Annotated in this window: 23 protein-coding genes and 1 pseudogene; 10 read left to right on the forward strand and 14 right to left on the reverse strand. The window is 66.8% G+C overall.

Annotation, left to right across the window (positions count from 1 at the left end; genetic code table 11):
- The first annotated feature begins 80 nt into the window (after positions 1-80).
- From DVK01_RS05785 to DVK01_RS05795, 3 genes are all read left to right on the forward strand, one after another.
- Positions 81-1,418, forward strand: coding sequence for a glutamate-1-semialdehyde 2,1-aminomutase (locus tag DVK01_RS05785; RefSeq protein ID WP_101351327.1), 1,338 nt, complete (start codon positions 81-83; stop codon positions 1,416-1,418).
- Position 1,419: 1 nt separating this feature from the next.
- Positions 1,420-2,220: a hypothetical protein gene (locus tag DVK01_RS05790; RefSeq protein WP_101351328.1), complete on the forward strand. Its 801-nt coding sequence runs from the start codon at positions 1,420-1,422 to the stop codon at positions 2,218-2,220.
- Positions 2,221-2,315: 95 nt separating this feature from the next.
- Entirely contained in the window at positions 2,316-3,170 is an 855-nt protein-coding gene (locus DVK01_RS05795) for a ribose-phosphate diphosphokinase (protein ID WP_121535849.1), read from the forward strand.
- 114 nt (positions 3,171-3,284) lie between these two features.
- On the opposite strand, the pseudogene DVK01_RS05800 reads toward DVK01_RS05795, so the two are convergent.
- The 3 genes and pseudogenes from DVK01_RS05800 to DVK01_RS05810 form a co-directional block, all read right to left on the reverse strand.
- Positions 3,285-3,518, reverse strand: a pseudogene (locus DVK01_RS05800) (DUF5915 domain-containing protein); the annotation flags it as partial.
- A 104-nt stretch (positions 3,519-3,622) separates the two neighbouring features.
- A complete protein-coding gene (gene ileS, locus DVK01_RS05805; RefSeq protein WP_121535852.1) occupies positions 3,623-6,826 on the reverse strand; it encodes an isoleucine--tRNA ligase in 3,204 nt (1,067 codons plus the stop codon).
- 87 nt (positions 6,827-6,913) lie between these two features.
- Complete coding sequence (locus DVK01_RS05810; RefSeq protein WP_004590398.1) at positions 6,914-7,084, reverse strand: DUF4177 domain-containing protein; 171 nt, start codon at positions 7,082-7,084, stop codon at positions 6,914-6,916.
- Between the two features lie 86 nt (positions 7,085-7,170).
- Between DVK01_RS05810 and DVK01_RS05815 the strand changes: the two genes are divergently transcribed.
- The 3 genes from DVK01_RS05815 to DVK01_RS05825 are packed head-to-tail and all read left to right on the forward strand — an operon-like array spanning position 7,171 to position 9,028.
- A complete protein-coding gene (locus tag DVK01_RS05815; RefSeq protein ID WP_121535855.1) occupies positions 7,171-7,794 on the forward strand; it encodes a uracil-DNA glycosylase family protein in 624 nt (207 codons plus the stop codon).
- Between the two features lie 34 nt (positions 7,795-7,828).
- The gene (locus DVK01_RS05820; RefSeq protein WP_101351332.1) at positions 7,829-8,257 is read left to right on the forward strand and encodes an HIT family protein; all 429 of its coding nucleotides are present in this window, start codon (positions 7,829-7,831) and stop codon (positions 8,255-8,257) included.
- Between the two features lie 42 nt (positions 8,258-8,299).
- A complete protein-coding gene (locus tag DVK01_RS05825) occupies positions 8,300-9,028 on the forward strand; it encodes an AAA family ATPase (RefSeq protein ID WP_101351333.1) in 729 nt (242 codons plus the stop codon).
- On the opposite strand, the gene DVK01_RS05830 is transcribed toward DVK01_RS05825, so the two are convergent.
- Positions 9,025-9,399, reverse strand: coding sequence for a universal stress protein (locus DVK01_RS05830; RefSeq protein WP_101351334.1), 375 nt, complete (start codon positions 9,397-9,399; stop codon positions 9,025-9,027). The genes DVK01_RS05825 and DVK01_RS05830 overlap by 4 nt on opposite strands.
- A gap of 43 nt (positions 9,400-9,442) precedes the next feature.
- The gene (locus tag DVK01_RS05835) at positions 9,443-10,378 is read right to left on the reverse strand and encodes a hypothetical protein (RefSeq protein WP_121535858.1); all 936 of its coding nucleotides are present in this window, start codon (positions 10,376-10,378) and stop codon (positions 9,443-9,445) included.
- A 325-nt stretch (positions 10,379-10,703) separates the two neighbouring features.
- Here DVK01_RS05835 and DVK01_RS21810 point away from each other — a divergent pair, with 325 nt between their 5' ends.
- Positions 10,704-10,868, forward strand: a complete 165-nt coding sequence (locus DVK01_RS21810; protein ID WP_158598759.1) for a hypothetical protein — start codon at positions 10,704-10,706, stop codon at positions 10,866-10,868.
- Between the two features lie 74 nt (positions 10,869-10,942).
- A complete protein-coding gene (locus tag DVK01_RS05845; protein WP_121535864.1) occupies positions 10,943-11,680 on the forward strand; it encodes a ribonuclease H-like domain-containing protein in 738 nt (245 codons plus the stop codon).
- 74 nt (positions 11,681-11,754) lie between these two features.
- On the opposite strand, the gene DVK01_RS05850 is transcribed toward DVK01_RS05845, so the two are convergent.
- The 5 genes from DVK01_RS05850 to DVK01_RS05865 form a co-directional block, all read right to left on the reverse strand.
- Entirely contained in the window at positions 11,755-12,060 is a 306-nt protein-coding gene (locus DVK01_RS05850) for a hypothetical protein (RefSeq protein ID WP_121535867.1), read from the reverse strand.
- Positions 12,061-12,198: 138 nt separating this feature from the next.
- On the reverse strand, positions 12,199-12,366 hold the full coding sequence (locus tag DVK01_RS22115) for a hypothetical protein (protein ID WP_198560200.1): 168 nt from the start codon (positions 12,364-12,366) through the stop codon (positions 12,199-12,201).
- Positions 12,367-12,418: 52 nt separating this feature from the next.
- Positions 12,419-12,697 (reverse strand): DUF3006 domain-containing protein, encoded by a 279-nt coding sequence (locus DVK01_RS05855; protein WP_121535870.1) that lies wholly within the window; start codon positions 12,695-12,697, stop codon positions 12,419-12,421.
- Positions 12,697-14,127, reverse strand: coding sequence for a lamin tail domain-containing protein (locus tag DVK01_RS05860; protein ID WP_121535873.1), 1,431 nt, complete (start codon positions 14,125-14,127; stop codon positions 12,697-12,699). The genes DVK01_RS05855 and DVK01_RS05860 overlap by 1 nt, the downstream gene beginning before the upstream one ends.
- 98 nt (positions 14,128-14,225) lie before the next feature.
- Positions 14,226-14,858, reverse strand: a complete 633-nt coding sequence (locus DVK01_RS05865) for a rhomboid family intramembrane serine protease (RefSeq protein WP_199722315.1) — start codon at positions 14,856-14,858, stop codon at positions 14,226-14,228.
- Between the two features lie 92 nt (positions 14,859-14,950).
- On the opposite strand from DVK01_RS05865, the gene DVK01_RS05870 reads away from it, so the two are divergent.
- On the forward strand, positions 14,951-15,241 hold the full coding sequence (locus DVK01_RS05870) for a hypothetical protein (RefSeq protein WP_101351340.1): 291 nt from the start codon (positions 14,951-14,953) through the stop codon (positions 15,239-15,241).
- A 7-nt stretch (positions 15,242-15,248) separates the two neighbouring features.
- Complete coding sequence (locus DVK01_RS05875) at positions 15,249-15,692, forward strand: DUF123 domain-containing protein (protein WP_101351341.1); 444 nt, start codon at positions 15,249-15,251, stop codon at positions 15,690-15,692.
- Here DVK01_RS05875 and leuS read toward each other — a convergent pair whose 3' ends face one another.
- The 4 genes from leuS to DVK01_RS05895 form a co-directional block, all read right to left on the reverse strand.
- The gene (leuS, locus tag DVK01_RS05880) at positions 15,693-18,368 is read right to left on the reverse strand and encodes a leucine--tRNA ligase (protein ID WP_121535876.1); all 2,676 of its coding nucleotides are present in this window, start codon (positions 18,366-18,368) and stop codon (positions 15,693-15,695) included.
- Positions 18,369-18,591: 223 nt separating this feature from the next.
- Positions 18,592-19,638: an ABC transporter permease gene (locus DVK01_RS05885; protein WP_121512099.1), complete on the reverse strand. Its 1,047-nt coding sequence runs from the start codon at positions 19,636-19,638 to the stop codon at positions 18,592-18,594.
- 10 nt (positions 19,639-19,648) lie between these two features.
- Entirely contained in the window at positions 19,649-20,929 is a 1,281-nt protein-coding gene (locus tag DVK01_RS05890; RefSeq protein ID WP_101351344.1) for an ABC transporter permease, read from the reverse strand.
- Positions 20,926-22,482: an ABC transporter ATP-binding protein gene (locus DVK01_RS05895; RefSeq protein ID WP_121535879.1), complete on the reverse strand. Its 1,557-nt coding sequence runs from the start codon at positions 22,480-22,482 to the stop codon at positions 20,926-20,928. The genes DVK01_RS05890 and DVK01_RS05895 overlap by 4 nt, the downstream gene beginning before the upstream one ends.
- Between the last annotated feature and the right edge of the window lie 79 nt (positions 22,483-22,561).

Consider the following 22,561-nt stretch of genomic DNA (forward strand, 5'->3'; position numbering starts at 1 on the left):
GTATGTGACATCCGTCCGCTAGATCGATAGCACCGCCAGGTAACAACAGTTTCTTTCTGACAGCGGCCAAACGCCGAGGTATGAACCACGAGCAGTCACGAGCGCTGTACGACCGCGCCCTGTCGGTGCTGTCGGGCGGCGTCAACTCCTCCGTGCGAGCGACGCGGCCCTATCCGTTCTTCGTCGAGAAAGGGGACGGCGGACACGTCGTCGACGCCGACGGCAACCGCTACATCGACTTCGTCATGGGCTATGGCCCGCTCCTGCTGGGCCACAGCCTGCCCGACCAGGTGCAGTCGGCCATCCAGCAACACGCCGCCGAGGGGCCGATGTACGGCGCGCCCACCGAGGTCGAGGTCGAACTGGCCGAGTTCGTCACCCGGCACGTCCCCAGCGTCGAGATGCTGCGGTTCGTCAACAGCGGGACCGAGGCGACGGTCTCGGCGGTCCGACTGGCTCGTGGCTACACCGGACGCGACAAAATCGTCGTGATGCAGAGCGGCTACCACGGCGCACAGGAGTCCACGCTGGTCGAGGGCGAGGGCGACCACACCGCCCCCTCCAGCCCCGGTATCCCCGAGAGTTTCGCCGAGCACACGCTGACCGTGCCGTTCAACGACGAGGCGGCCGTCCGCGAGGTGTTCGAGGAACACGGCGACGACATCGCCGCGGTGCTGACCGAACCCATCCTCGGGAACTACGGTATCGTCCACCCGGTCGAGGGCTACCACGAGACCCTCCGGGACCTGTGTGACGCCCACGGCTCGCTGCTGATCTTCGACGAGGTCATCACCGGCTTCCGCGTCGGCGGCCTCCAGTGTGCCCAGGGCGCGTTCGGCATCGACCCCGACATCACGACGTTCGGGAAGATCGTCGGCGGCGGCTTCCCGGTCGGGGCAATCGGCGGCAAAAGCGAGATCATCGAGCAGTTCACCCCTGCCGGCGACGTGTTCCAGTCGGGCACGTTCTCCGGCCACCCCGTGACGATGGCCGCCGGGCTGGAGACGCTTCGGTATGCGGCTGAACACGATGTATACGACCACGTCAACGCGCTGGGCGAGCGCCTCCGGGCGGGCCTGCAGGACATCCTCGAAGACCAGGCCCCCGAGTACACCGTCGTGGGCCGGGACTCGATGTTCAAGGTCATCTTCACCCGGGACGGGCCGGACACCTTCGAGGGGCACTGCGAGGCCGGCTGCCAACAGCGGGAGTCCTGCCCTCGCTTCGACTACTGCCCGAAGACCGGGGGCGAGGTGACACAGGCCGAGACCGAGCGGTGGGAGCGGCTGTTCTGGCCCGCGATGAAAGACCGGGGCGTGTTCCTCACGGCGAACCAGTTCGAGTCACAGTTCATCTGTGATGCCCACACAGGTGAAGACATAGAGAATGCGCTCGAAGCATACAAAGAGGCGATATGAGGTGAGCGACGACGACATCGCACTCTCCGAGAAGCGGATGTACGGGGAGAAGCGCCCGGAGACCCACGCGTACGTCGCGTCGGGACTGGGCGTCACCCGCGTCGAGACCGCCGGCGGCCAGATAGGCCGGTTCAGCCTGAGCGAGCGCTGTACCGCTCGCGACGTGGCCGGCGCGAGCGGCGAGGTCGCGGTCGCCACCGACGACGGCGTGCTCGTGTCGACCGACGACGGCTTCGTCCCGACCGGGTTCGGGCCGGCCACTGCCGTCGGCTACGACGAGACCGGCCTGCTCGCGGCCGGCGACGGCCGCGTCGCCCGCTACGCCGACGGCGAGTGGACCGACCTCGGGGCCGTCGACGGCGTCCGCGCCATCGACGGCGACCTGCTGGCCGCGGCCGACGGCGTCTACGCCCTGCCGTCGCTGGACCGGCTGGGACTGGCCGACGCGACCGACGTGGCCGGCGACTACGCCGCGACCGAGAGCGGGCTCTACCGCCGAGACGGCGGCGCGTGGACCGAGGTCCGGTCTGGGAGCCACCGGGCCGTCGCCGCCGACGGCGAGCGCGTCCACGCCGCCGCGGCGGACGGGCTGTACGAACTGACCGACGGGGGCTGGGAGCCGTGTGCCCTCCCCGTCGACGAGCGCGTGGTCGACGTGGTTCACGGCGACGACACCTACGCCATCACCGAGAACGGGACCTTCCTCGTGGCGACCGTAGCCGAGGCTACGGCCGACGGTCAGGGCGGCTGGCGACAGCGCTCGCTGGGCGTCCCTGACGTCGTCGGCGTCGCCGTGGTCTGACCCCGACAGCACTAATCGGCCGCGTGCCTGTCTGACGCGCCACACCCGCTTACAGAACCGAAACAGGGTTTAGCCCGGGCAGCCACCCACCGCACATGATTATCCCCGGAGCTGACACGCAGGCGTTCGCGGCGACTCTCGCCGAGGCGACCGGCGAGCGGCTGGGACGGGTCGAGTACGAGCGGTTCCCCGACGGCGAGCACGTCGTCCGCGTGCCCGAGGCGGTCTCAGGCGAGCGGGCCGTCGTCGTCGCCTCGACCGTCGACAGCGACGCCCACGTACAGGTGCTCCAGTTGCAGGACGCGGCCCGCGAGAGCGGGGCCAGCGAGGTCGTCACCGTCCTCCCCTACATGGGCTACGCCCGGCAAGACGAGGCGTTCAAGCCCGGCGAGCCGGTTTCCTCGCGGGCGATGGCGAGCGCAATCTCGACCGGAACCGACCGCGTGGTGACGGTGAATCCCCACGAGCCGGCCATCTGTGACTTCTTCGATGTGCCGGCAGCCCACGTCGACGCCGCGAGCGTCCTCGCTGACCCGCTGCCGGACGCCCTCGACGACCCGCTCTTTCTCTCGCCCGACGAGGGCGCGATCGGCCTCGCCAGAACGGTCCGGGACGCCTACGGCGAGGGCGAGACCGACTTCTTCGAGAAGGACCGCGACTACGACACCGGCGACATCGAAATCCGACCGAGCGACGCGCCAGTCGAGGGCCGGGACGTGGTGCTTGTCGACGACATCATCGCCACCGGGTCGACGATGAGCGAGTCAGTCAGTGTTCTCGGCGACCGCGACGCACAACGGGTGTTCGTCACCTGCGTCCACCCGATGCTGGCGAGCAACGCCCTGACGAAACTCAACAGCGCCGGCGTCGAGGCCGTCTACGGGACGGACACGCTCGAACGCGCCGTCAGTGAGGTCAGCGCCGCCCCGGTCGTCGCAGACCAGTTGTAGTCACACTCTGTTTTAGGGGTGCATTACCCCGATGCTTCAGCAGCCAGTATGGCTCGCGACTGTTCTTACTCGCCGCGCGCCTGCGTCAAGCCTGCTCACTGTTCGCGTGCCGGACTAGTCCGACGCTTCGGCAGCCGCGACCGGAGCAATCGCGATCTCCATCTCTACGCCCTCAACCGCCCAGGTCTTTCGGTGGCCGTCCTCAACGCCGTTTAGCTCGTCAGCACGGACTTCCTCTTTGATGAGGGCGTCGTGCTCGCGGACCAGCGAAGCCACGCGCTCGTCATCGATGTCGAGGTCAACGATAATCCGTTCCTCGATGTCCAGTTCGAGGTCCTTGCGCATCTCGGCTGCCACCTTTTTCAGCGTCGGGTTCGCTCGCGATACTCGCGAACCGCTCCTCGAAAAACGTGGGCGAAAAAGCAGCACGCTCCCGCTGGTCGCGTGCTGTTCTAATCAGACACTTCGGCAGCAGCCACCGGTGCAATCGCAATTTCCATCTCTACACCCTCAACCTCCCAGGTTTTGCGATGGCCATCTTCGACGCCGTCTAACTCATCGGCACGAACCTCGTTTTTGATGAAGTCTTCATGTCTCCAAACCAGTTCGGAGACCCTCTCATCGTCTATGCTGAGGTCCACGACGATGCGCGCCTCGATGTCCAGTTCGAGGTCTTTGCGCATCTCCTGAACCCGGCGGATGACCTCGCGGGCGTAACCCTCGCTCTCGATGTCCTCGGTGAGCGCGGTGTCGACGTAGACCACGCCGCCGCCGTCGAGGGCGGCGAACTCCGTGCCGGTGACGCCGTCGGGCGTCTCGCGGCGGAACTCGACCATCGCCTCGGTGAGGTCGATGTCCTCGTCGAGCGTTTCCGAGACTGTGCCTTCGAGGGTATCGAGGGACTGCTCGGTGACGCGGGCCTCGTTGAGCGCGTTCATCACGCGGCCGGCGTCGTCGCCGAAGGCCGGGCCGAGTTCGCTCATGTCGGCCTCTGCGGAGTACTGGAGTTCGCCCCACTCGTCGTCAGCGCCGACGACTTCGACGGCGCGGGCGTTGAGTCGGTCGGCGATGATGGCCTCCTGCGCGCGAACGGCGTCGGCCACGTCGTCGCTGTCGGCGTCGACGACGACGCGCGTGACGGGCCAGCGGAGTTTGCGCTCGGCCTGCTGGCGGGCGTTCGACCCCGCCTCCTCGACCTCGCGGACGACCTCGATTTCGCGTTCGAGGGCGGGGTCGCGCAGGTCCTCGTCGGCCTCGGGCCAGTCGCACATGTGGACCGTCGGGTGGCCCGATTCCCCGGTGAGCGCCTCGTATATCTCCTCGGCGACGAACGGGGTAAACGGCGCGAACAGGGCCGCGACCTCCTCCAGCACGCGATAGAGCGTGGCGTAGGCGGCCTGCTTGGATGCGCTGTCCTCTTCCTCCCACATCCGCTCTCGGACGACCTGGATGTAAAAGCGGGAGACGTCTTCGACGACGAACTCAAGCAGTTCGTCGACCGCCTTGTCGTTCTCGAAGTCGTCCATCGACTCGGTCATCGCCGCCTCGACGCTCTGCAGGCGGGAGAGGATCCACTCGTCGACGAGTTCGAGGTCGTCGCGGACAGCCTCGACAGTGGTTTCCTCGGGGTCGAAGTCGTCGGCCCGCATGTACGGCAGCGGGAAGCGCGCGACGTTCCAGAGGATGTTGAGCCGGCGCTGCATCTCGGCGGTCTCCTCCCACGAGAAGTTCATGTCCTCGCCCTGGGCGGTCACCGACAGCAGGAACAGCCGCATTGGGTCGCGGCCGTGCTTGTCGATGACCTCGTGGGGGTCGACCAGGATGCCCTTCGACTTGGACATCCCGCGGCCGTCGGGCATGTTGGCGTAGCCGTGCATCAACACCTGCTTGTACGGGATTTCGCCCGTCGCGGCGGTACTCATACCCAGCTGGGACCAGAACCACCCGCGGGTCTGGTCGTGGGCCTCCATGATGAGGTCGGCGGGCCACAGTTCCTCGAAGTCCTCGGTCCGCTCGGGGTAGTCGACGGTCCCCCACGTCGCCACGGAGGAGTCGAGCCACACGTCGAACACGTCGCCGACGCGGGTGTAGGTCGTGCCGTCCTCGGTGATGGTGAGGTCGTCGACGGTGCCCTTGTGGAGGTCCACGCTTTCGGGGTCGATGTCTTGGTCGACGCGCTCGGCGAGTTCCTCGCGGTCGCCGACGACGATTGCGTCGTCCATGTCACCGGACCAGTCCTCAGGCAACCAGATGGGGATGGGGATGCCCCAGTAGCGCTGACGCGAGACGTTCCAGTCGGGGGCGTCCTCGACGAAGTCACGGAAGCGGTTGTCCCGCGCCCACTGCGGGTACCACTCGCTGTCCTCGATGTTTTCGAGCAGTTCCTCTTTGATGTCGGTCACCGTGATGAACCACTGGTCGGTGACGATGCGGACGATGTCGGTGTCACAGCGCCAGCACTGCCCCTCGCGGACGGTGTGGCCCTCCTCGCTGGAGAGCAGGGCGCCGTTGTCGTCGAGGTCCGCGATGACATCGTCGTTGGCGTCGCGGACGAAGGTCCCGGCGTACTTGCCCGCGTCCTCGGTGTAGACGCCGTCGGAGCCGACCGGACAGAAGATTTCGAGGCCGAGTTCCTGCCCGCGCTCGAAGTCCTCCTCACCGTGGCCGGGCGCGGAGTGGACCAGTCCCGTGCGGTCGGCCTCGACGTAGTCGGCGGTGTACACCTGCCCGGAGCCCTCGCCCTGGGCGTGGTCCGGCACTTCCTCGGCCAGCGGGTGGTCGTACTCCCAGCCGATCATCTCCTCGCCGGCCAGTTCCTCGACGACCTCGTAGTCGTCGTAGCGGCCGGCCTTCAGCACGTCCTCGACGCAGGCCTCGGCGACGTAGAGGCGCTCCGTCTCGCCGTCTTTCTCGGCGTCGACGCCCACGTAGTCGAGGTCGCCGTCGACGGCGACGAAGGTGTTGGCGACGATGGTCCACGGGGTCGTCGTCCAGATGACCAGACTGCCCTCGCGGTCCGCGAGGTCGAACTTCACGTAGATGGAGGGCTTGCCCACGTCGTGGTACTCGACCTCGTTGTTGGCGATGCCGGTCTCACAGCGGGGGCACTGATTGATGGAGCGCTGGCCCTGCTCGACGAGGCCGCGCTCGTGGGCCTGCTGGAAGCCCCACCACGCGGCCTCCATGTACTCGGGGTTGACTGTTTTGTACGGGTCGTCCCAGTCCATCCAGACGCCGAAGTCCTGGAAGTCGGACTGGAGGCCCTCCAGTTGCTCCTCGGCGAACTCCTTGCACTCCGCGATGAAGTTCTCCTCGCCGAAGGCTTCGATGTCCTTCTTGTTCTCGAAGTCCAGGCGCTCCTCGACCTTGGTCTCGATGGGGAGGCCGTGCATGTCGTAGCCCGGCCGGTCGGTGACGTCGTAGCCCTGCATCCGCAGGTAGCGGATGTAACAGTCCTTCAGGGTCTTGTTCCAGGTCGTCCCCATGTGGGCCGCGCCGGAGGTGTACGGCGGCCCGTCGACGAAGAAGTAGTCCTCGCCGTCGGCCCGGTGGGCCTTCGTCTGCTCGTAGGCGTCGACGTCGTCCCAGTAGGAGAAGACCCCCTCCTCGACGTCCTCGGGGTCGTACTGGTCGTCGACAGCGGCGAAACGTTCCATACCCGTTCCATCCGCCGCCGGCAATAAAGGACAATCGATTGTGTGTGTGCCGTTCAGACCGCGGGGCCGCCGGCCTCGCGGCGCCGGTCAGCGCTCGCGCTGGAGGAGCAACCCGGCGGTCTGGCCGCTGTTTTCCGTTATCGGCGCGACGACTTCCCAGCCGTCGGCACCGAGGTCGTTCAGTTCGTCGACGGGAACGCTGCTGCCGCCGAACATGCCGGTGTCGACGTCGAGCGTCTTGTACTCGTAGGAGGGCATACACGCGCTGTGGCGGCCACCAGCGGCAAACGTCTTGTGGTGGCGCGACCGCCACCGCTTTGCCGCCGACGGCCGTGCCCTCGCGTGTGCCCACGTTCCCCGACGACGAGGCCAGACACGCCCTCGCCGCGGACTGCCAGCGCTGTCCCGAACTCGCCGCGAGCCGGACCTGCATCTCGTGGGGCAACGGCCCCCTGGACGCCGCTCTCGTGGTCGTCGGCGAAGCCCCGGCCGAGGGCGACCCGGAGGCCGAACGCTGGCGCGGCGGCAACCTGACGGGGCTGGCCTACACCTCGCGCCGTTCCGGCCGGAAAATCCGGCAGGTGCTCGCCGACGCCGGCTACGGCCGCGACGCCTGCTACTTCACGAACGCGGTGAAGTGCCACCCGCCGGAGAACCGCGACCCCACCGACGCGGAGCTGGCGAACTGCCGGCCGTACCTCGTCGGGGAGGTCGAGGCAGTGGAGCCGGCGGCGGTCGTGACGACCGGGAGACACGCCACGGAGACGGTGCTGTCCCTCGACGACACGTCCCTCGATGGGTTCCTCGATAGCGTGCTCGACCCCCGGCGGAGCGAGGCGCTTGGCGTCCCCGTCGTCCCGCTGCTCCACCCCTCGTATCAGGAGGTGTGGCTCTCGCGACTGGGCTACGACCGCACGGAGTACGTCGACGCCATCGCCGAGACGGTGGCCGGCGTCGCCGACACCTAGAACCTTCATGTGACCGCCGGACGCAGGGACGACCATGAGCGAGGACTGCATCTTCTGTCAGATTGTCGCCGGCGACATCCCCGGACGCACCGTCTACGAGGACGACACCGTGCTGGCGTTTCTGGACGCAAACCCCCTCTCGCCGGGTCACACGCTCGTCATCCCGAAGGCCCACCACGAGCGGCTGAACGACACGCCCGCCGACGTAGCGGGTGCGGTCATGTCGACCCTGCACGAACTCGTCCCCGCCGTCGAGGCGGCCGTCGACGCCCCCGCCAGTACGGTGGCGTTCAACAACGGCGAGGAAGCCGGTCAGGAGGTCCCCCACGTCCACGGCCACATCGTCCCGCGGTTCGAGGATGATGGCGGCCGCCCCATCCACGCGCTGGTCACCGACCGGCCCGACCTCTCCGAGGACGAACTGGACGCCATCGAGAGCGACATCGTCGCCCAGCGAGACTAAAATTCCGTATCTTTTTACCGAAAGATAGTCGAACAGCGACGCATGGGGGTTCCGACGCTCGCGTTCGTTGGGTGTACCGGTGGTGCTGGCACGACGAGACTGACAGTCGAGGCGGCGGCGACGCTGGCCCGGGGCGGGCGGTCCGTCGCCGTCGTCGACGCGGCCTTCGGGACGCAGGGGCTGGCCACGTACGTCGACGGGCGACTCGACGCCGACGTGACCGCGGTGGCGGTCGGCGACGCGCCGGTCGAGGACGCGCTGTTCGAGTGGGATATCGACGCCGACGGGCGGGTCGCGCTCTGTCCGGCCCACGCGCCCTTCGAGCGCCTCGCCCGCGCCAAGACCGCCGAGAGCGCACAGGCGCTCGAACGGGCCATCGAGGAGTTGACCGGTCGGTTCGACCACGTCCTGCTGGACGTGCCCCCGGTCGCGTCGAACCCGGCCGTCGCCGCCGTCACGACCGCACAGCGGCGGGCGCTCGTTGTGCCGGCGAGCCAGCGGGGCAGCGACCTGCTCCCGAGACAGCGGGGCCGGCTGCGGGACATCGGCGCGCCGGCCACGGCCGTCGTCGCGACCCGTGTGGCCGGCGACGACGCCGAACCAATCGAGGACGCGGCACACACGGTGGGTCACATCGGAGCGGCCGCGCCCAGGCCGCTCGCGACCGACCCCGATACCGAGGTCGCGCCGGCCGTCGCCGCGATGACCGAGGATCTACTCGATACGGACCTCGGCCTGACCTTCGAGGACGACGGGCTGTTCTCTCGCTAGGGGAGCGGAACGACGACGACGGGGCGGTCGACCCGGGCGAACAGCTCCGCGGCCGTCGAGCCGACGCCGTCGCTGTCGTCGGTCCCGCGGTGGGGGCCGACGACGAGTTCGTCCGGGTCGTGCTCGTCGACGGCCGCCAGTAGCTCCGCGGCGGGTTCGCCCTCTCGCGTCTCTGTCGTTGGCGCGAACGCCGCGAGCCGCGAGCGGGCGACGTTGACGGCGTCACCGGCGTCGCGGGACGGCGCGTCGGGGTCGCGGACGGCGACCACGACGATTTCGTCGTCGGCTCCGGGGTCGAGCCGGTCCTGGAGGTAGTCGGCGGCGGCCGCGGTGACGTGGACGGAGCCGGTGGCGAGCAGAAACGTCGTCATGGGCTACCGTGGGGACCCGCCCGGCTTCGGGCTTTCGCTCGGCTCAGACGGCCGCCAGCAGAAGTTGGAGCGCCTTCGGTATCATGACGCCGACGACGAGCTGGGTCCACATCGTGAACGTTGCCGGGTACTCCTTGGTCCCGGTGACGAACTCGACCTGCTTGCGGTACCGGCGGTACTCCGCCGGGGGGTTGAGCGCGTCGAACGACCGGATGTCCCACGGCGCGTCGACGTGGTCCCTGGCCCGCCTGTCGAGGTCGTAGAGGAGTTCGCGCTTCTGTCGGGCCATGTGCTGGTGGAGGACGTAGATGCCGTAGGCCATGACGCCGACCGACAGGACCCAGACGGCCGTGAACGCGGCGTTGACCGCGAGGCCGGGCGTGTCCAGCGCGCTGTAACCGAGCGCCCCGCCGAGGATGTGCGGCCCGTACGTCGCGACGGCGTAGGCGACGAGCCCGACCATCAGGTAGTAGTAGGCCACTTTGACCAGTTCACCGACCGGTCGCATCCCGCCCAGTTGCTCGGGGTCTAAGTAATCGAGCGTCACGTCCGCCGCGGCGATTCGGCGGGGCAACAGCACCTCGACGGCGACGTAGGTCACGAGAAACGACGCCAGCACCGGGACGTAGCCGAAGGGCGTCACGACGAGGAAGCGAAACGCCCGCGTCGCGCCGCCGGCGGCGTAGAGCTGTGGGACGGTGAGGATGACGACGGCGACGACGAGCGTGAAGCCGGTCCCCAGGCCGACGAGCAGCCAGACGAGGCGGTCCGGGACCAGCCCGTCGAACCGCGAGGCGTCGTCGACGCGCGCCTCGATGTTGCTCCGGGCGAGCGCCCGGTCGTAGCGACGGTACAGCGACTCCGTCGCGAGCGCGGCCCCGAGCAACACCAGCGGTCTGACCAGCCACAGCGGGTTCTGGACGAACGTCAACACCTGCCCGGTGAGGAGCCGATACCCCTGCAGTCCGACCAGTTCCACGGGACGGCGACGGCAAACCACACGAGCGGCCCCAGACCGCCGGCGTCCCGGTCGAGCGGTCGCTGGACGCGCCCAGTCTACCAGCGAGGCGGACGAGCAGTGGTCGGCCTGCCGGGCCCCTGTCCTGAATTGTCACCGATACCCATACGCCAACTGTCGACGTGAGCGTGTAATCAAACTGACGGCGAGACAGAACCCTCAGCGGTGACGTACCGGCCGGACTCGGCTTCGCTGTCCGAGAAACGCTATATAAATAGTGACGTGACCATGGCCGTCGTATGCACGTAGCGGACAGACGTTCAGGGACGGGACGCCGCGTACGACCATGTCCGGAACCGACACCGCCGGCGCGTCACGGTTCGTCTGTCCGTTCTGCGAGCGGACGTTCAAGCGGTCGCGGACAGCGTGTTCGAACTGCGGCAGCACGGTCGTGCTCCCGCTCGAGAGCCAGTCCGCGTACGACAGCATCCTCGCGATGTGTGGGAAGTAGGTCGGACGCGACCGACCGCCGGCCCGGGGGCGTCACCGACGGGCTTACATACAGCCCAACCTGTACCCGAGAGCGTGCGCGTCGAGAACAGTTTCATCGGCACCGACGGCGTCGGGGAGAAGACCGAGCGGTCCATCTGGGAGCAGGGCGTCACCCACTGGGACGAGTTCGAACCGTCAGTCGTCGGCGGCCAGCGCGGCGACCACATCCAGCAGTTCATCGACGAGGGGCGCGAGCGGGTCGCCGAGACCGACGTGGCCTACTTCGACCGAGCGTTTCCCAGCAGCGAGCGGTGGCGGCTGTACGAGACCTTCCGCGAGCGGGCCTGTTTCTTCGACATCGAGACGACCGGGCTCGACCAGGACCGCAACCAGGTGACGACGGTGAGCCTCCACCAAGACGGCGACACCGAGACGCTGATAGCCGGCAACGACCTGACGACCGAGAACCTCCGGGCCGCGTTCGACGGCGCGGATCTGCTGGTGACGTTCAACGGCAAGCGCTTCGACGTGCCCTTCCTCGAAGCGAACTTCGACGTCGACCTCGACCGGCCGCACCTGGACCTCATGTACACCTGCAAGAAAATCGGGCTCTCGGGCGGGCTCAAACAGGTCGAGCAGGACATCGGCATCGAGCGCGACCGGCCGGACATCTCGGGCCGGGACGCGGTCCGTCTCTGGCGGGAACACGAGCAGGGCCGTGACGGTGCACTCGAAACGCTGGTGTCGTACAACCGGGAGGACACAGTGAACCTCAAGACGCTGGCCGAAACCGCGACCGAGCGCCTCGACGAAGAAGTTTTCGTCGGTTGAGACCGCGGACGGGAACCGTCACCATACCCCCATCGTTTCAGGTGGAACGGGGAGCCGACGCCCGACTGGGTCGGCTATCGGCTCCAGAAGGGCGTGTGTCCGTGGCCGAGCAGGATAGCCGCGACGTGCCAGGCGACGAGTTCGACGAACAGCCCCGTGTTCTGGCCCGTGCCGACGCCGTAGAGCGACGGGAGATAGCAAAGCGGCAACACTACCGCGCTCCAGAACGCGACCGGACGGACGCCGGCGAGCGTCACGGTCCAGACGCCCCGAGCCGCGAACGCGAGCGTATCGAGGTATCGGCCGGCGTCCGTCGCCCCCAGGCTGTCGGTGTCGCTCTGGCGGGGGAGCGAGGGGTTATCGCTGTTCGACGACCCCACCGTCGCTCACCCTGTCTGGCCTCGGTATCATCGGTCGAAACAACAGTATACCGCACCTAATCGGTGATTGCTACACATATAAGCGGACGCGTCGGCGCGGCTACGTGTATTCACCGTCCCAATCGGTGTCATCGGGTGTCACACCGGGTTCACGGCGCCCGCACAGTCCGGGCACTCGGCGAGCATCCGGGGCCAGTCGCCGGCCGTGTCGTAGGCGATGACGAGGTTCGCCGCCGGAATCGTCACGTCACAGGCCGGGCACTTCCCGAGCGGTGGGTCGGCCGTCTCTATGTCACTGTTCCACATACGACGAGCTACACACGCTAAACGTATTGTTACCAACCTCCTACGGCGCGTCTCACTCCTCGTCCCGCGGCGGCCGCTTCGAAAGCCGGTCGAACCGGCGCTGGGCCTCGCTCGCCCGGTCGACGGTTTCGTCGGCCTCGTAGGTCACGTCCGCGAGCGCCGCGTCCGCGACGGTTACTTCGAGGACAGCGTCGGCCGTCCGCGCCTCGGCCGGCAGTTCGGCCGCCTCGATGTCGAGGGCGTACAGGTCGTCCTCGGCCTCCAGTTCGAGCGTCGCGATTCCCTCCTCGATTCGGTCGACGACGGCGGTGTAGGTTCCATCGGGTACCATTAGTAACTCCGTTCGAGTACGGTCTCGTTGTCGGCGTCGGTCACGGTCACGGTGTCGCCGCCGTTGTTCCATACCGGCCGCCCGGCCCCCCAGTAAAGGTCGGTAGCCGTGTCGGTGCCGCTGCCGGTGTGCAGGGTAACAGTCTCGTCGGGGCCGAGGGTGACCCCCTCGGGGAAGGCGTAGGTGCGGCCAGACTCGTCGGCGACCGTCCAGCCGCCAATCGAAAGCGGGGCCGCGCCCGCGTTCCGGAACACGACGTACTCGTCGTTGAGGTTGTCCCGGTCGTCGCCGGCGGCGTCGGCGCGAATCCGGTCGACGACCAGGTCCCCGCTCGTGTTTTCGGCGGGCGTTCCACCGTCAGTCACGACCGGCGTGTCGGCCCGGACCGACACGCCGGCGCGGTAGGTCGCACGCTCCGAGACGGGGTCGGTCGCGCCGGGGGCAATCGGGTCGCCGGCACGCAGCGACAGCGGGTCGGTCGGTGCGGCCCGTTGCGTGCTGACGGTCACGGCGGTCCCGCCGCTTGTCACCACAGTGTCGCCGTGGGTGGCGGTCCAGTACGTCGGCACCGACCGCGCTGCGAGCCGCGCGAGCGTCTCGTTGCTGGGGTGGCCGTACTGGGAGTCGTAGGCGCTCGACACGATGACCGTCCGGGGGTCGGCGGCGTCGAGCAGCGCCCCGCTCGTGCTTGACGCGCTGCCGTGGTGCCCGGCTTTTAGCACGGTGGCCCTGAGCGTTGCTCCGTAAGTGTCGACGAGATACGCCTCCTGCTCGTCCTCCGCATCGCCGGTAAAGAGGAAACTCGTCTCGCCGTACTCTATTCGGAGGACGATGCTGTTCTCGTTTCGTGCCGAGTTTTCGAGGTATGGCTCCGGCGGGCCGAGGACGGTCGTCTCGACGCCAGCGAACCGAATCCGGTCGCCCTCGCGGGTCTCGTACAGCGTCACGTTGTGGGCGTCGACAGCGTCGAGGTATCGCTCGTAGGTCTGCGTACTCGCGGCGATACCGGGGTCGTACACCGCGCCGACGCCGTTTTCCTCGGTCTCGTAGTGCCTGATGACGGCCGCGTTGCCGCCGATGTGGTCGGCGTCATTGTGTGAGACGACGAAGTGGTCGACGCGGTCGATGTCCTGTCGGTCGAGATACTGCAGGACGTACTCACCGTCGTCAGTGAAATCCCCGGAATCGATGAGCATCGTCTCGTTGTCGGGACTGACCAGCAAGGTCGCCACCGACTGGCCAACGTTGATGAAATGGACCTCTAGCGTCCCGTTCGCTGCGACCGGCGAGGAGGAGTCCGGCGTCGCTGTCTCGGTTGCGGTCGGCTGGGTCGCGCCGCTGTCAATCCCGTTCGCCACGAACCCGCCGCACCCAGCAAGTACCAACAGTACTGCGACGGCTATTGACGCAACCCCGCGACTCCATACCATTCCGTCTGTCTACGCGCCCGAGTTATTTGGTAGCACTTACCAATTACATGCCGCGAGACAGTGCGTGGCGTCGTGTACCCGGAACAACAGCACGCCGTTCAGTAGTTGGCGGCCTCGGGTGTCTTCGGCGAGTCCGTCGGCCGCAGCAGGTGGACGCGCCCGGCAAGAAACCCCAGCAAAAGGCCGGTGAAATGTGCGATAAGCGCGACGCCGGGGTTCGCGGTGGCAATCGTGATCGCGGCGGCGACGACGCCAGCCAGTGCCAGCTGGACGCGCGGCGCGAGTTCGAATCCGCCGATGACAGTGTCAGTCAGACGATTGGCGGCGAGCAGGTATCCGAAAAGCGCAAACACCGCGCCGCTGGCCCCGAGCACGGAGACGTGACTGACCATCCCGGGGACGAACGGGCCGACGAGGCCAGCTATCGAGACCTGTGAAACTCCGGCGAGTGCGCCGGTCGAGACGAAGAAGCCGTGAAACCGGAGTGGCGAAGTCCGGCGTTCGAGGACAGCGCCAGCGAGCGCCAGCCCGACGGCGTTTGCGAGGAGGTGGGGCAGGCCAGCGTGTGCATACACGTTGGTGACAAGCGTCCAGGGACGGCTGAGCAGCGGAGGAGAAAGGGCGAACAGGCTCCGCGGCGCGGCCACTACGCCGACGGCCTGCTGTGCGAGGAACACAGTACAGATGACGGCCAGCGTGACCACGGTTGGGCTTTGTCGCAGCGGCTTCATCTCGCTGATATTGTTGCCCTCGATACAAGAAACGCTCGGACGCCCCGAACCGTTGCAGAACGCATACGTGGCAGCGTGGCGTTACCTCGCGTATGTCCGAGCTAACTGACGCCCTCACTGCGGCGTTCGCAAACGAGACCGACGACGACATCGCACAGGCAGCCGCCGAAAACATCGCCGACTTCGCCGAGGAGTACGACGAGGACTTGACGAGCGACCGCGTCACCGACCTGCTCGCGGACGCACCCTACGACGGGTTCCAGCGCCGGTTCAACTGGGTCGTCGGCGAACTCGCCGCCGAGAGCGAAGACTGCACCGACTCCCGGGAGTTCCGCATCGACGGCTTCGGCGACCTCGCGGCCGACCCCGATATCGGGACCTGAGCGGGCCATGCCCGGCGGAACCTACACGCTGGTACTCCAACGGGACGCCCGTGGACCGATTACGGTCGGCGCGCTTGGCGAATTCACGTTCCCGGCGGGCTGGTACGCCTACACTGGGAGCGCGCTGGGCAGCGGCGGCTTCGGCCGCATCGACCGCCACCGCGCGGTCGCCGCCGGCGACAACGACACCCGGCACTGGCATATCGACTATCTGCTCGGTGACGCAGCGACGACCGTCGAGCGGGTCGTCACAACCGAGGCCGACGTCGAGTGTGCCGTCGCCCGGCGGGTCGATGGCCCGACGGCCGAGGGGTTCGAGCGTATCGACGCTTTCGGCTGTTCTGACTGTGACTGTCGTTCGCATCTGATACACCACGCGCAGCGGGCACAGCTGGTCGGCGCGGTGACCGACGCCCACGAGGCCGTCCGCGACGCGCCCACAGACGAGTAGTCAGGAGATGTGAATCGCGGGCTTGTTCGGCCGTGCCTTGGCCGCGAGGTCGTCGTCGGGGTCGGCCCGCCGGACGACAACGTCACAGGCGAACTCGTCTTCGAACAGCCACGCGGCCTGCTGGAGCGTGTTGAGTTCGCGTTCGCCGTCGATAATCGGTTCCAGTCCCGCGCCGCGGTCGGCCAGGCGGTCGGCGAACTCGGCGGCCGCGTCACCGTGCTGTTTGATGTCTTCGTCGGCCATGATTTCGCCGACGATGGCGTCGTCGGGATCGGACTCGCGGGCGATCTCGTAGGCCCGGTACTTCCAGTCGGCGGCGACGACGAGTTCGATCTCGTTCGGTTCGTCGATGTCGACGACTTCCGTGATTTCGCGCACGTCGTCGAGCGTCCGCCGAACGACCTGCCGCTCGATGCGGTAGTTGTCAACGTCCCGGAGCGGTTCCGGCCACCGGCTCTCGGCGACGAGGCCGTCCTCGTCGAGCAGTTGCCACATCTCCTCGGCGAGGAACGGTGCAATCGGAGCAACCAGACGAGCGAGCACCCGCAGGCCGCGGCCGTAGGCGAACTGGTAGGGCCGGTCGTAGCCCGCGTAGCGCCCCAGAAGCCGGGCGAACCGCTGTATCTCGCCGATGACACGATGGAAGCGAAAGCGGTCGTACTCCTCGGTGACGGCCGCGATTGTCCGGTCGATTTCCCGCTCCAAGTACGCGTCGTGGTCGGTGCTCTCGGTGCGTGTCTCCGTTCGGTCGGTGTATTCCGTGACAAGGCGATACAGCGTCTGCTGGAAGTCGTAGGCCGTCGAGACGTCCTTGACCGTCCACTCGAAGTCCTGTGAGGGGTGGGCCGCCGAGAGGACGAACAGCCGCGTCGTCTCAGCCCCGTACTCGTGGGGCGCGATGTCGTTGCCCTTCGACTTGGACATCTTCTCGCCGCTGTGGAGCACCGTCCCCTGGTTGATGAGCCGCTCGACCGGTTCCTCGCGGTCCAGCAGGCCGATGTCCGACAGCGCCCGGGCGAAAAAGCGGATGTACAGCAGGTGGAGGACGGCGTGTTCCTCGCCGCCGACGTACACGTCGACCGGGAGCCACTCGTCGGCGGTTTGCTGGTCGAAGGGGGCGTCCTCAAAGTGTGGAGACAGGTATCTCAAAAAGTACCACGAGGAGTCGACGAACGTGTCCATCGTGTCTGTCTCTCGCACCGCGTCGGCCCCGCAGTCCGGACAGGTCGTCTGCTTCCACTCCTCGGCCGCATCGAGGGGATTTCCGGTCGTCTGGACGTAGTCAGGTAATTCGACCGGCAGCTCTTCCTCGGGGACGGGGACGTGGCCGCAGTCGTCGCAGTGGACGATTGGAATCGGCGTCCCCCAGTAGCGCTGCCGGGAGATGAGCCAGTCCCGCAGGCGGTAGGTCACTGCGGACTCGGCGGCCTCGTGCTCACACAGGCGCTCGCGGGCGGCGGAACTGGCGAGGCCGTCGTACTCGCCGCTGCCCGTGAGCATCCCGTCGCCGGTGTACGGTGCGTGTGGCAGGTCCGTCCCGCTGCCATCGACCGGTTCGACAGCCCGCTGTACGGGCAGATCGTGTTCGTCGGCGAAGGCGTGGTCCTGTTCGTTGTGAGCGGGGACGCCCATAACCGCGCCCGTGCCCACGTCGTCCAGCACGTACGCCGCGACGTACACCGGCAGTTCCTCGCCGGTGTAGGGGTGTGTCGCGGTGAGGTCCGTCTCGACGCCGCTCATCCCGGTGTCGTCCGTAGTCGCCACTGATTCCACGTACTCGGCGACGGCCTCGTCCGCCTCGGCGAGCGCTCGGGCGAGGTCGTGGCCCGGAGACAGTGCCAGATACGTCGCGCCGTAGACCGTATCGAGCCGCGTCGTGAACGCCTCGACGGTGTCGTGGTCGTCGTGGTCGATGGAGAACGCGACGCGAGCACCTTCTTGTCGGCCGATCCAGTTGCGCTGGCTGTCCCGGACGCCGTCAGGCCACCCCTCCAGGTCGTCCAGCCCGTGATACAGCTCCTCGGCGTAGTCGGTGATGGCGAAAAACCACTGGTCGAGGTCGCGCTGCTCCACGCCGGTCCCGCAACGCCAGCAGACACCACCGTGGGTATGGCTGTGGCCGGTGCCGGCAATCGTCTCGCCTTCGTCGGTTTCCGGCGGCGTCTCGACCTGTGCGTCGGCAAGCACTGTCTCGCAGTCCGGACACCAGTTCACCGTCGCCGCGCCGTAGTCAACCAGACCCTCGTCGTAGAACTGGGTAAACAGCCACTGGTTCCACTGGTAGTATTCGGGGTCGCAGGTCGTGATCTCCCGAGACCAGTCGTAGCCAAAGCCCATCTCCCGAAGGTCGTCTTTCATCTGGTCGATACACGTTCGGGTCCAGGACTCGGGGTCCGTGTTCCGTTCGTAGGCCGCGTTCTCCGCCGGCAGGCCGAAGGCGTCCCACCCCATCGGGTGGAGTACGTCGTCGCCGGCCATCCGCCGGTACCGGGCGTACGCGTCCGTGATGGCGTAGTTCCGGATGTGTCCCATATGCAACGAGCCGGACGTGTACGGGAACATCCCCAGTACGTACGTCGGGTCGTCAGCTTCAGCGGGGCACTCGAAAACGCCCTCGCGCTCCCAGGCCTGCTGCCAGTACTCCTGAACCCGAGCGTGGTCATATCGGCGCGACATTTGCTACCTCGTCCTGTGCCGGCGGCGCACATCAGTGTTCGGCTCTGAAAAGGGGCTGGCCCCAACGGGACTGCTATTGTGTACAGCCAGAAAGCCCCGGATGTCATCGGACGCGCAGCGTCCGATTGCCCGCGAGAGCGCGCTCTTGCCCTGGCTGTTCGCATTACATAACTTTGTGCTACTGTTGCGGGCAGAAATAAGCCCAGAGAAGATTGTTTCTAGCTCATTCCTCGCCGGACTCGTAATGCTCACCCGCGGCTTCGGGCAGGCGAGTCTTGCCCACCAGAGCGAGCACGACGATGACGGCGACGAACGGGATCGTCTGGACCAGTGAGTCGGGGACAGCGATGACATCGGCCGTCTGGAGGCGCAACTGGACGGCGTCGAGACCGGCAAACAGCGTGGTCGACAGCAGCGCACCGACCGGGTTGTAGTTGCCGAACAGATAAGCGACGATGGCGATGAATCCCTTGCCGTTGACCATCGTCGGCCCGTTGCCGGTGAACTGGCCGATGTTGATGGCCAGCGCGGCCCCGCCCATCCCCGAGAGGACGCCGGAGAGGAGTACGGCGGCGTAGCGGACGCGTGACACGTCAACGCCGGCAGTGTCCAGTGCCTTCGGGTTCTCGCCGGAGGCCCGGACCCAGCGGCCGAAGGTGGTGCGGTTCAGCACGTACCACGACGCCGCCACGGCGAGGAACATAATATACACTGCGGGCGAGGCATCGAACAGCGCGCCGAAGAACGGGATGTCGGCCAGCCCCGGGACCGTTATCGTATCGAAGGTCCCGACGTTGCTAGTGTTTGGCCCGCCGTAGAACACCTGTGAGGCGAACGGCGCGAGGCCGAGCGCGATGAGCCAGACGGCCAGACCGGCGATGATCTGATCCGCGCGGAACTCGATACAGACGACGGCGAAGACGCCAGCGAGCAGCGTCGATGCGACGATGCCGATGAGGAACCCGAGCCACAGCGACCCGGTGGCGTCGGCCCCGAAGATAGCTGCGAACGCCGAGATGATGAGCAGCCCTTCGAGCCCGATGTTGATGATGCCGCTTTTTTCCGCAAAGATGCCACCGAGCGCGGCCAGCACGATTGGGACCGAGAGCCGTAGCGTCGATGACAGCGTCGATTTCGAGGCCAGCACCCAGAATATCTGCCCGGGGGTCGACGCCGGTGCCACGAGGCCGAACCCGGCGAGGACAGCCAGCGTGAGAAACGCCGCAGCGGCGATGAACAGTCGGCCTGACGCTGACGAAAGTCGATCCATGGTGCTGTCGTTAGTCATCAGCACCACCTCCGGCGGTCGCGGTGGCCGGACTGTCTGGCTCGCGCGTTGCGAGCCGCCGTCCGATGATACGGAAGAACTCCGGCATCGCGACGAACAGGATGATAAGCCCCCGGAGGACGCCGACCAACTGTGGCGGCACGTCGGTCGCGAAGGCCACCACGTTCGAGCCGGACTTGAGGACGCCAAAGAGCAGGGCAGCGAAGACGGCTCCAATCGGATTGTTGCCGGCAAGGATAGAGACGGTGATCCCGTCGAAGCCGTAGCTCGGAATGCCAGTCTGGAACTTTCCGAGGGTCATCATCACGAACACGGCCCCGCCGATACCGCCGAGTGCGCCGGACAGCGTCAGCGACGTCAAGATAGTCCGGGCGGAGTCGACACCGCCGTACTCCGCGGCTGCAGGCTGGATACCGGCGGTTCGCAGGTCGTATCCGAAGGCCGTGTGTTCGAGCAAGTAGTAGACGCCCCCGACGAACGCGAGCGCAATCAGCAGCGCGAGCAAGGAGAAGTCCGTCCGCGGGTCGAACAGGATCGAGGGGAACTGCCCCTCGACGGGCAGCGTCCGGGTCTGTGTCGCCTGACTCGTCGGGTCGGCGAAGTGGTTCCGGACGAGATACAGCGTTACCCGGACGGCGACGAAGTTGAGCATAATCGTCGTAATAACCTCGTTTGCGTCGGCATAGGCTTTCAGCGCGCCAGGTATCGCACCGTAGAGGCCGCCGCCGATTGCGCCGGCGAGCAGGCCGAGCGGAATAAACAGGACGAGCGCGATTGTTCCGGAGACTAGCGAACCAGCCCAGAGCACCGTCAGTGCGGCCGCCAGCGCGCCGATGATAAGCTGGCCCTGCGTCCCGATGTTGAAGATGCCGGCACGGAACGCTAATGCAACCGAGAGTCCGGTGAACACCAGAATCGTCGTCTCCCGAAGCGTCGCCGCGAACTGCGCGTTCAGCGGCGACCAGCCGCCGGCGAAGGGATCGCCCAGCGCGCCGAGGAACAGCCGGTTGAACACGTAGAACGGGTCGTAACACAGCGTCGTGGAACCGAACGTAAGTACCGGCGACCGGCACGTCGCCAGCAGTCCCGCGACGGTGACGATGACCGTTCCGACGACGATAGAGAGCAACAGCGCCGAGACAGCGATGAGGATACGCTCGCCGACAGAGGTCTGCCCCAGTCTGATGAGTTGCTGTCGGTACTGTGACCACCGGTCGTCCGCATCCGGCGTCGGCGGGTCGTCGCCGTTCCGCGACGGGTCGCTATCGCTCATTGGTGTCCCTCCCCGTCCGCCGCAATGGTCGGGGCGGCGTCAGGTTGCTGCCCGGCCATCAGCAGTCCGAGCTGTTCTTCGGTCACGCGCTCGGGATCGACGATGTCGACGATCTCGCCCTCGTAGACGACGGCGAGGCGGTCCGAAAGCGACTGGACCTCATCGAGGTTCGAAGAGATGAGCAACACGGCCCGGCCCGCTTCCCGGAGCGCGTTGATCTGGTCGTGGATGAACTCCATCGACCCCACATCCACGCCGCGCGTGGGGTGAGAGGCAACGACAAGACGCGGGTCCCGGGCGAACTCCCGGCCGACGACGAACTTCTGCTGGTTCCCGCCGGAGAGAGACTTCGCGTGAGCGTTGGCATCCGGCGGCCGAACGTCGTACTCTTCGATTATCTCCTCCGCGTGGTCGCGCGTGTAGTCCCAGTCGATGCGACCGTTCGAGGAGTAGTCAGGGGCGTGCTGGCTCCCCAGCAGGCCGTTCTCGACGAGGTCGAAGTCCATCACCAGCCCTCGCTCCTGTCGGTCTTCCGGGATGTAGGCCAGTCCGGCCTCGATGCGCTCCCGGCGGCTGTCGGTGGTCCGGTCGACGTCGTCGTATGTGATCGTTCCCTCGTCAGGCATCTGGAGCCCGGTAATTGCCTCGACCAGTTCCGACTGGCCGTTCCCGTCAACGCCAGCGATACCGAGCACCTCGCCGGCCCGGACCTCAAGCGAAATCCCGTCGACTGCGCGGACACCCCGGTCGTCCTCCACAACGAGGTCCGAAACCTCGAGGATAGACCGGCCCGGCTCGGCAGGGTCCCGGTCGAGGTCCAGCAGCACCTCCCGACCGACCATCATCTCGGCCAGTTCTTCCCGAGTGATGTCGTCGGCCGGCACCGTCCCGACGTTTTTCCCCTCGCGCAACACAGTGATTTCGTCGGCAGCCTCCATCGCCTCGCCGAGCTTGTGCGTGATGAAAATAATCGTCTTGCCCTGGTCGGTCAGCTCTTCGAGCACGCGAAAGAGGTCTTCGACTTCCTGTGGCGTGAGTACTGCCGTCGGTTCGTCCAGAATCAAGACATCCGCGCCGCGATAGAGCGCTTTGAGGATCTCGACGCGTTGCTGGACGCCGACACCGACATCTTCGATTCGGGCGTCGGGGTCCACGTCGAACCCGTACCGCTCGGACAGTTCACGGACCTGTTTTCGGGATTGCTCGCTGTCGACCGTGAGACCGAGCCACTTGCGGGGCTCGTTCCCAAGCGTGATGTTTTCGGTGACGGTCATCGGATCGACCAGCATGAAGTGCTGGTGGATCATACCGACACCCTCGTCGATGGCGTCGCGCGGCGAGTCGAACTGCTGTGTCTCGCCGTGCACGTTGACCGTCCCCTCGGTGGGCTGGTAGAGCCCGTAGAGGACGTTCATCAGGGTGGTTTTTCCCGCACCGTTCTCGCCGAGCAGTGCGTGAACCGTCCCCTTCTCGACCGCCAGATCGACGTCGTCATTCGCGACTACCCCCGGAAACCGCTTCGTAATACCATCGAGGTGGACGGCCTGTTCCATACTCTGAGCCGTTACCGTCCCGGTGTTTTAACTTCACGGTTCCACATGTCTGCCAAAAATATGCGGCAACTGCGTGTGT

Origin of the sequence: Haloarcula sp. Atlit-120R (assembly GCF_003665885.1) — an archaeon.
GTDB lineage: Archaea > Halobacteriota > Halobacteria > Halobacteriales > Haloarculaceae > Haloarcula > Haloarcula taiwanensis.

Coding starts and splice junctions, on each gene's coding strand:
- DVK01_RS05870 (WP_101351340.1), top strand. CDS start 14,951: ATGTCCGAGCTAACTGACGCCCTCACTGCGGCGTTCGCAAACGAGACC.
- DVK01_RS21810 (WP_158598759.1), top strand. CDS start 10,704: ATGTCCGGAACCGACACCGCCGGCGCGTCACGGTTCGTCTGTCCGTTC.
- DVK01_RS05895 (WP_121535879.1), bottom strand. CDS start 22,482: ATGGAACAGGCCGTCCACCTCGATGGTATTACGAAGCGGTTTCCGGGG.
- DVK01_RS05865 (WP_199722315.1), bottom strand. CDS start 14,858: ATGAAGCCGCTGCGACAAAGCCCAACCGTGGTCACGCTGGCCGTCATC.
- DVK01_RS05855 (WP_121535870.1), bottom strand. CDS start 12,697: ATGGTACCCGATGGAACCTACACCGCCGTCGTCGACCGAATCGAGGAG.
- ileS (WP_121535852.1), bottom strand. CDS start 6,826: ATGGAACGTTTCGCCGCTGTCGACGACCAGTACGACCCCGAGGACGTC.
- DVK01_RS05810 (WP_004590398.1), bottom strand. CDS start 7,084: ATGCCCTCCTACGAGTACAAGACGCTCGACGTCGACACCGGCATGTTC.
- DVK01_RS05820 (WP_101351332.1), top strand. CDS start 7,829: ATGAGCGAGGACTGCATCTTCTGTCAGATTGTCGCCGGCGACATCCCC.
- DVK01_RS05785 (WP_101351327.1), top strand. CDS start 81: ATGAACCACGAGCAGTCACGAGCGCTGTACGACCGCGCCCTGTCGGTG.
- DVK01_RS05860 (WP_121535873.1), bottom strand. CDS start 14,127: ATGGTATGGAGTCGCGGGGTTGCGTCAATAGCCGTCGCAGTACTGTTG.
- DVK01_RS05890 (WP_101351344.1), bottom strand. CDS start 20,929: ATGAGCGATAGCGACCCGTCGCGGAACGGCGACGACCCGCCGACGCCG.
- DVK01_RS05885 (WP_121512099.1), bottom strand. CDS start 19,638: ATGGATCGACTTTCGTCAGCGTCAGGCCGACTGTTCATCGCCGCTGCG.
- DVK01_RS05830 (WP_101351334.1), bottom strand. CDS start 9,399: ATGACGACGTTTCTGCTCGCCACCGGCTCCGTCCACGTCACCGCGGCC.
- DVK01_RS05825 (WP_101351333.1), top strand. CDS start 8,300: ATGGGGGTTCCGACGCTCGCGTTCGTTGGGTGTACCGGTGGTGCTGGC.
- DVK01_RS05875 (WP_101351341.1), top strand. CDS start 15,249: ATGCCCGGCGGAACCTACACGCTGGTACTCCAACGGGACGCCCGTGGA.
- DVK01_RS05795 (WP_121535849.1), top strand. CDS start 2,316: ATGATTATCCCCGGAGCTGACACGCAGGCGTTCGCGGCGACTCTCGCC.
- leuS (WP_121535876.1), bottom strand. CDS start 18,368: ATGTCGCGCCGATATGACCACGCTCGGGTTCAGGAGTACTGGCAGCAG.
- DVK01_RS22115 (WP_198560200.1), bottom strand. CDS start 12,366: ATGTGGAACAGTGACATAGAGACGGCCGACCCACCGCTCGGGAAGTGC.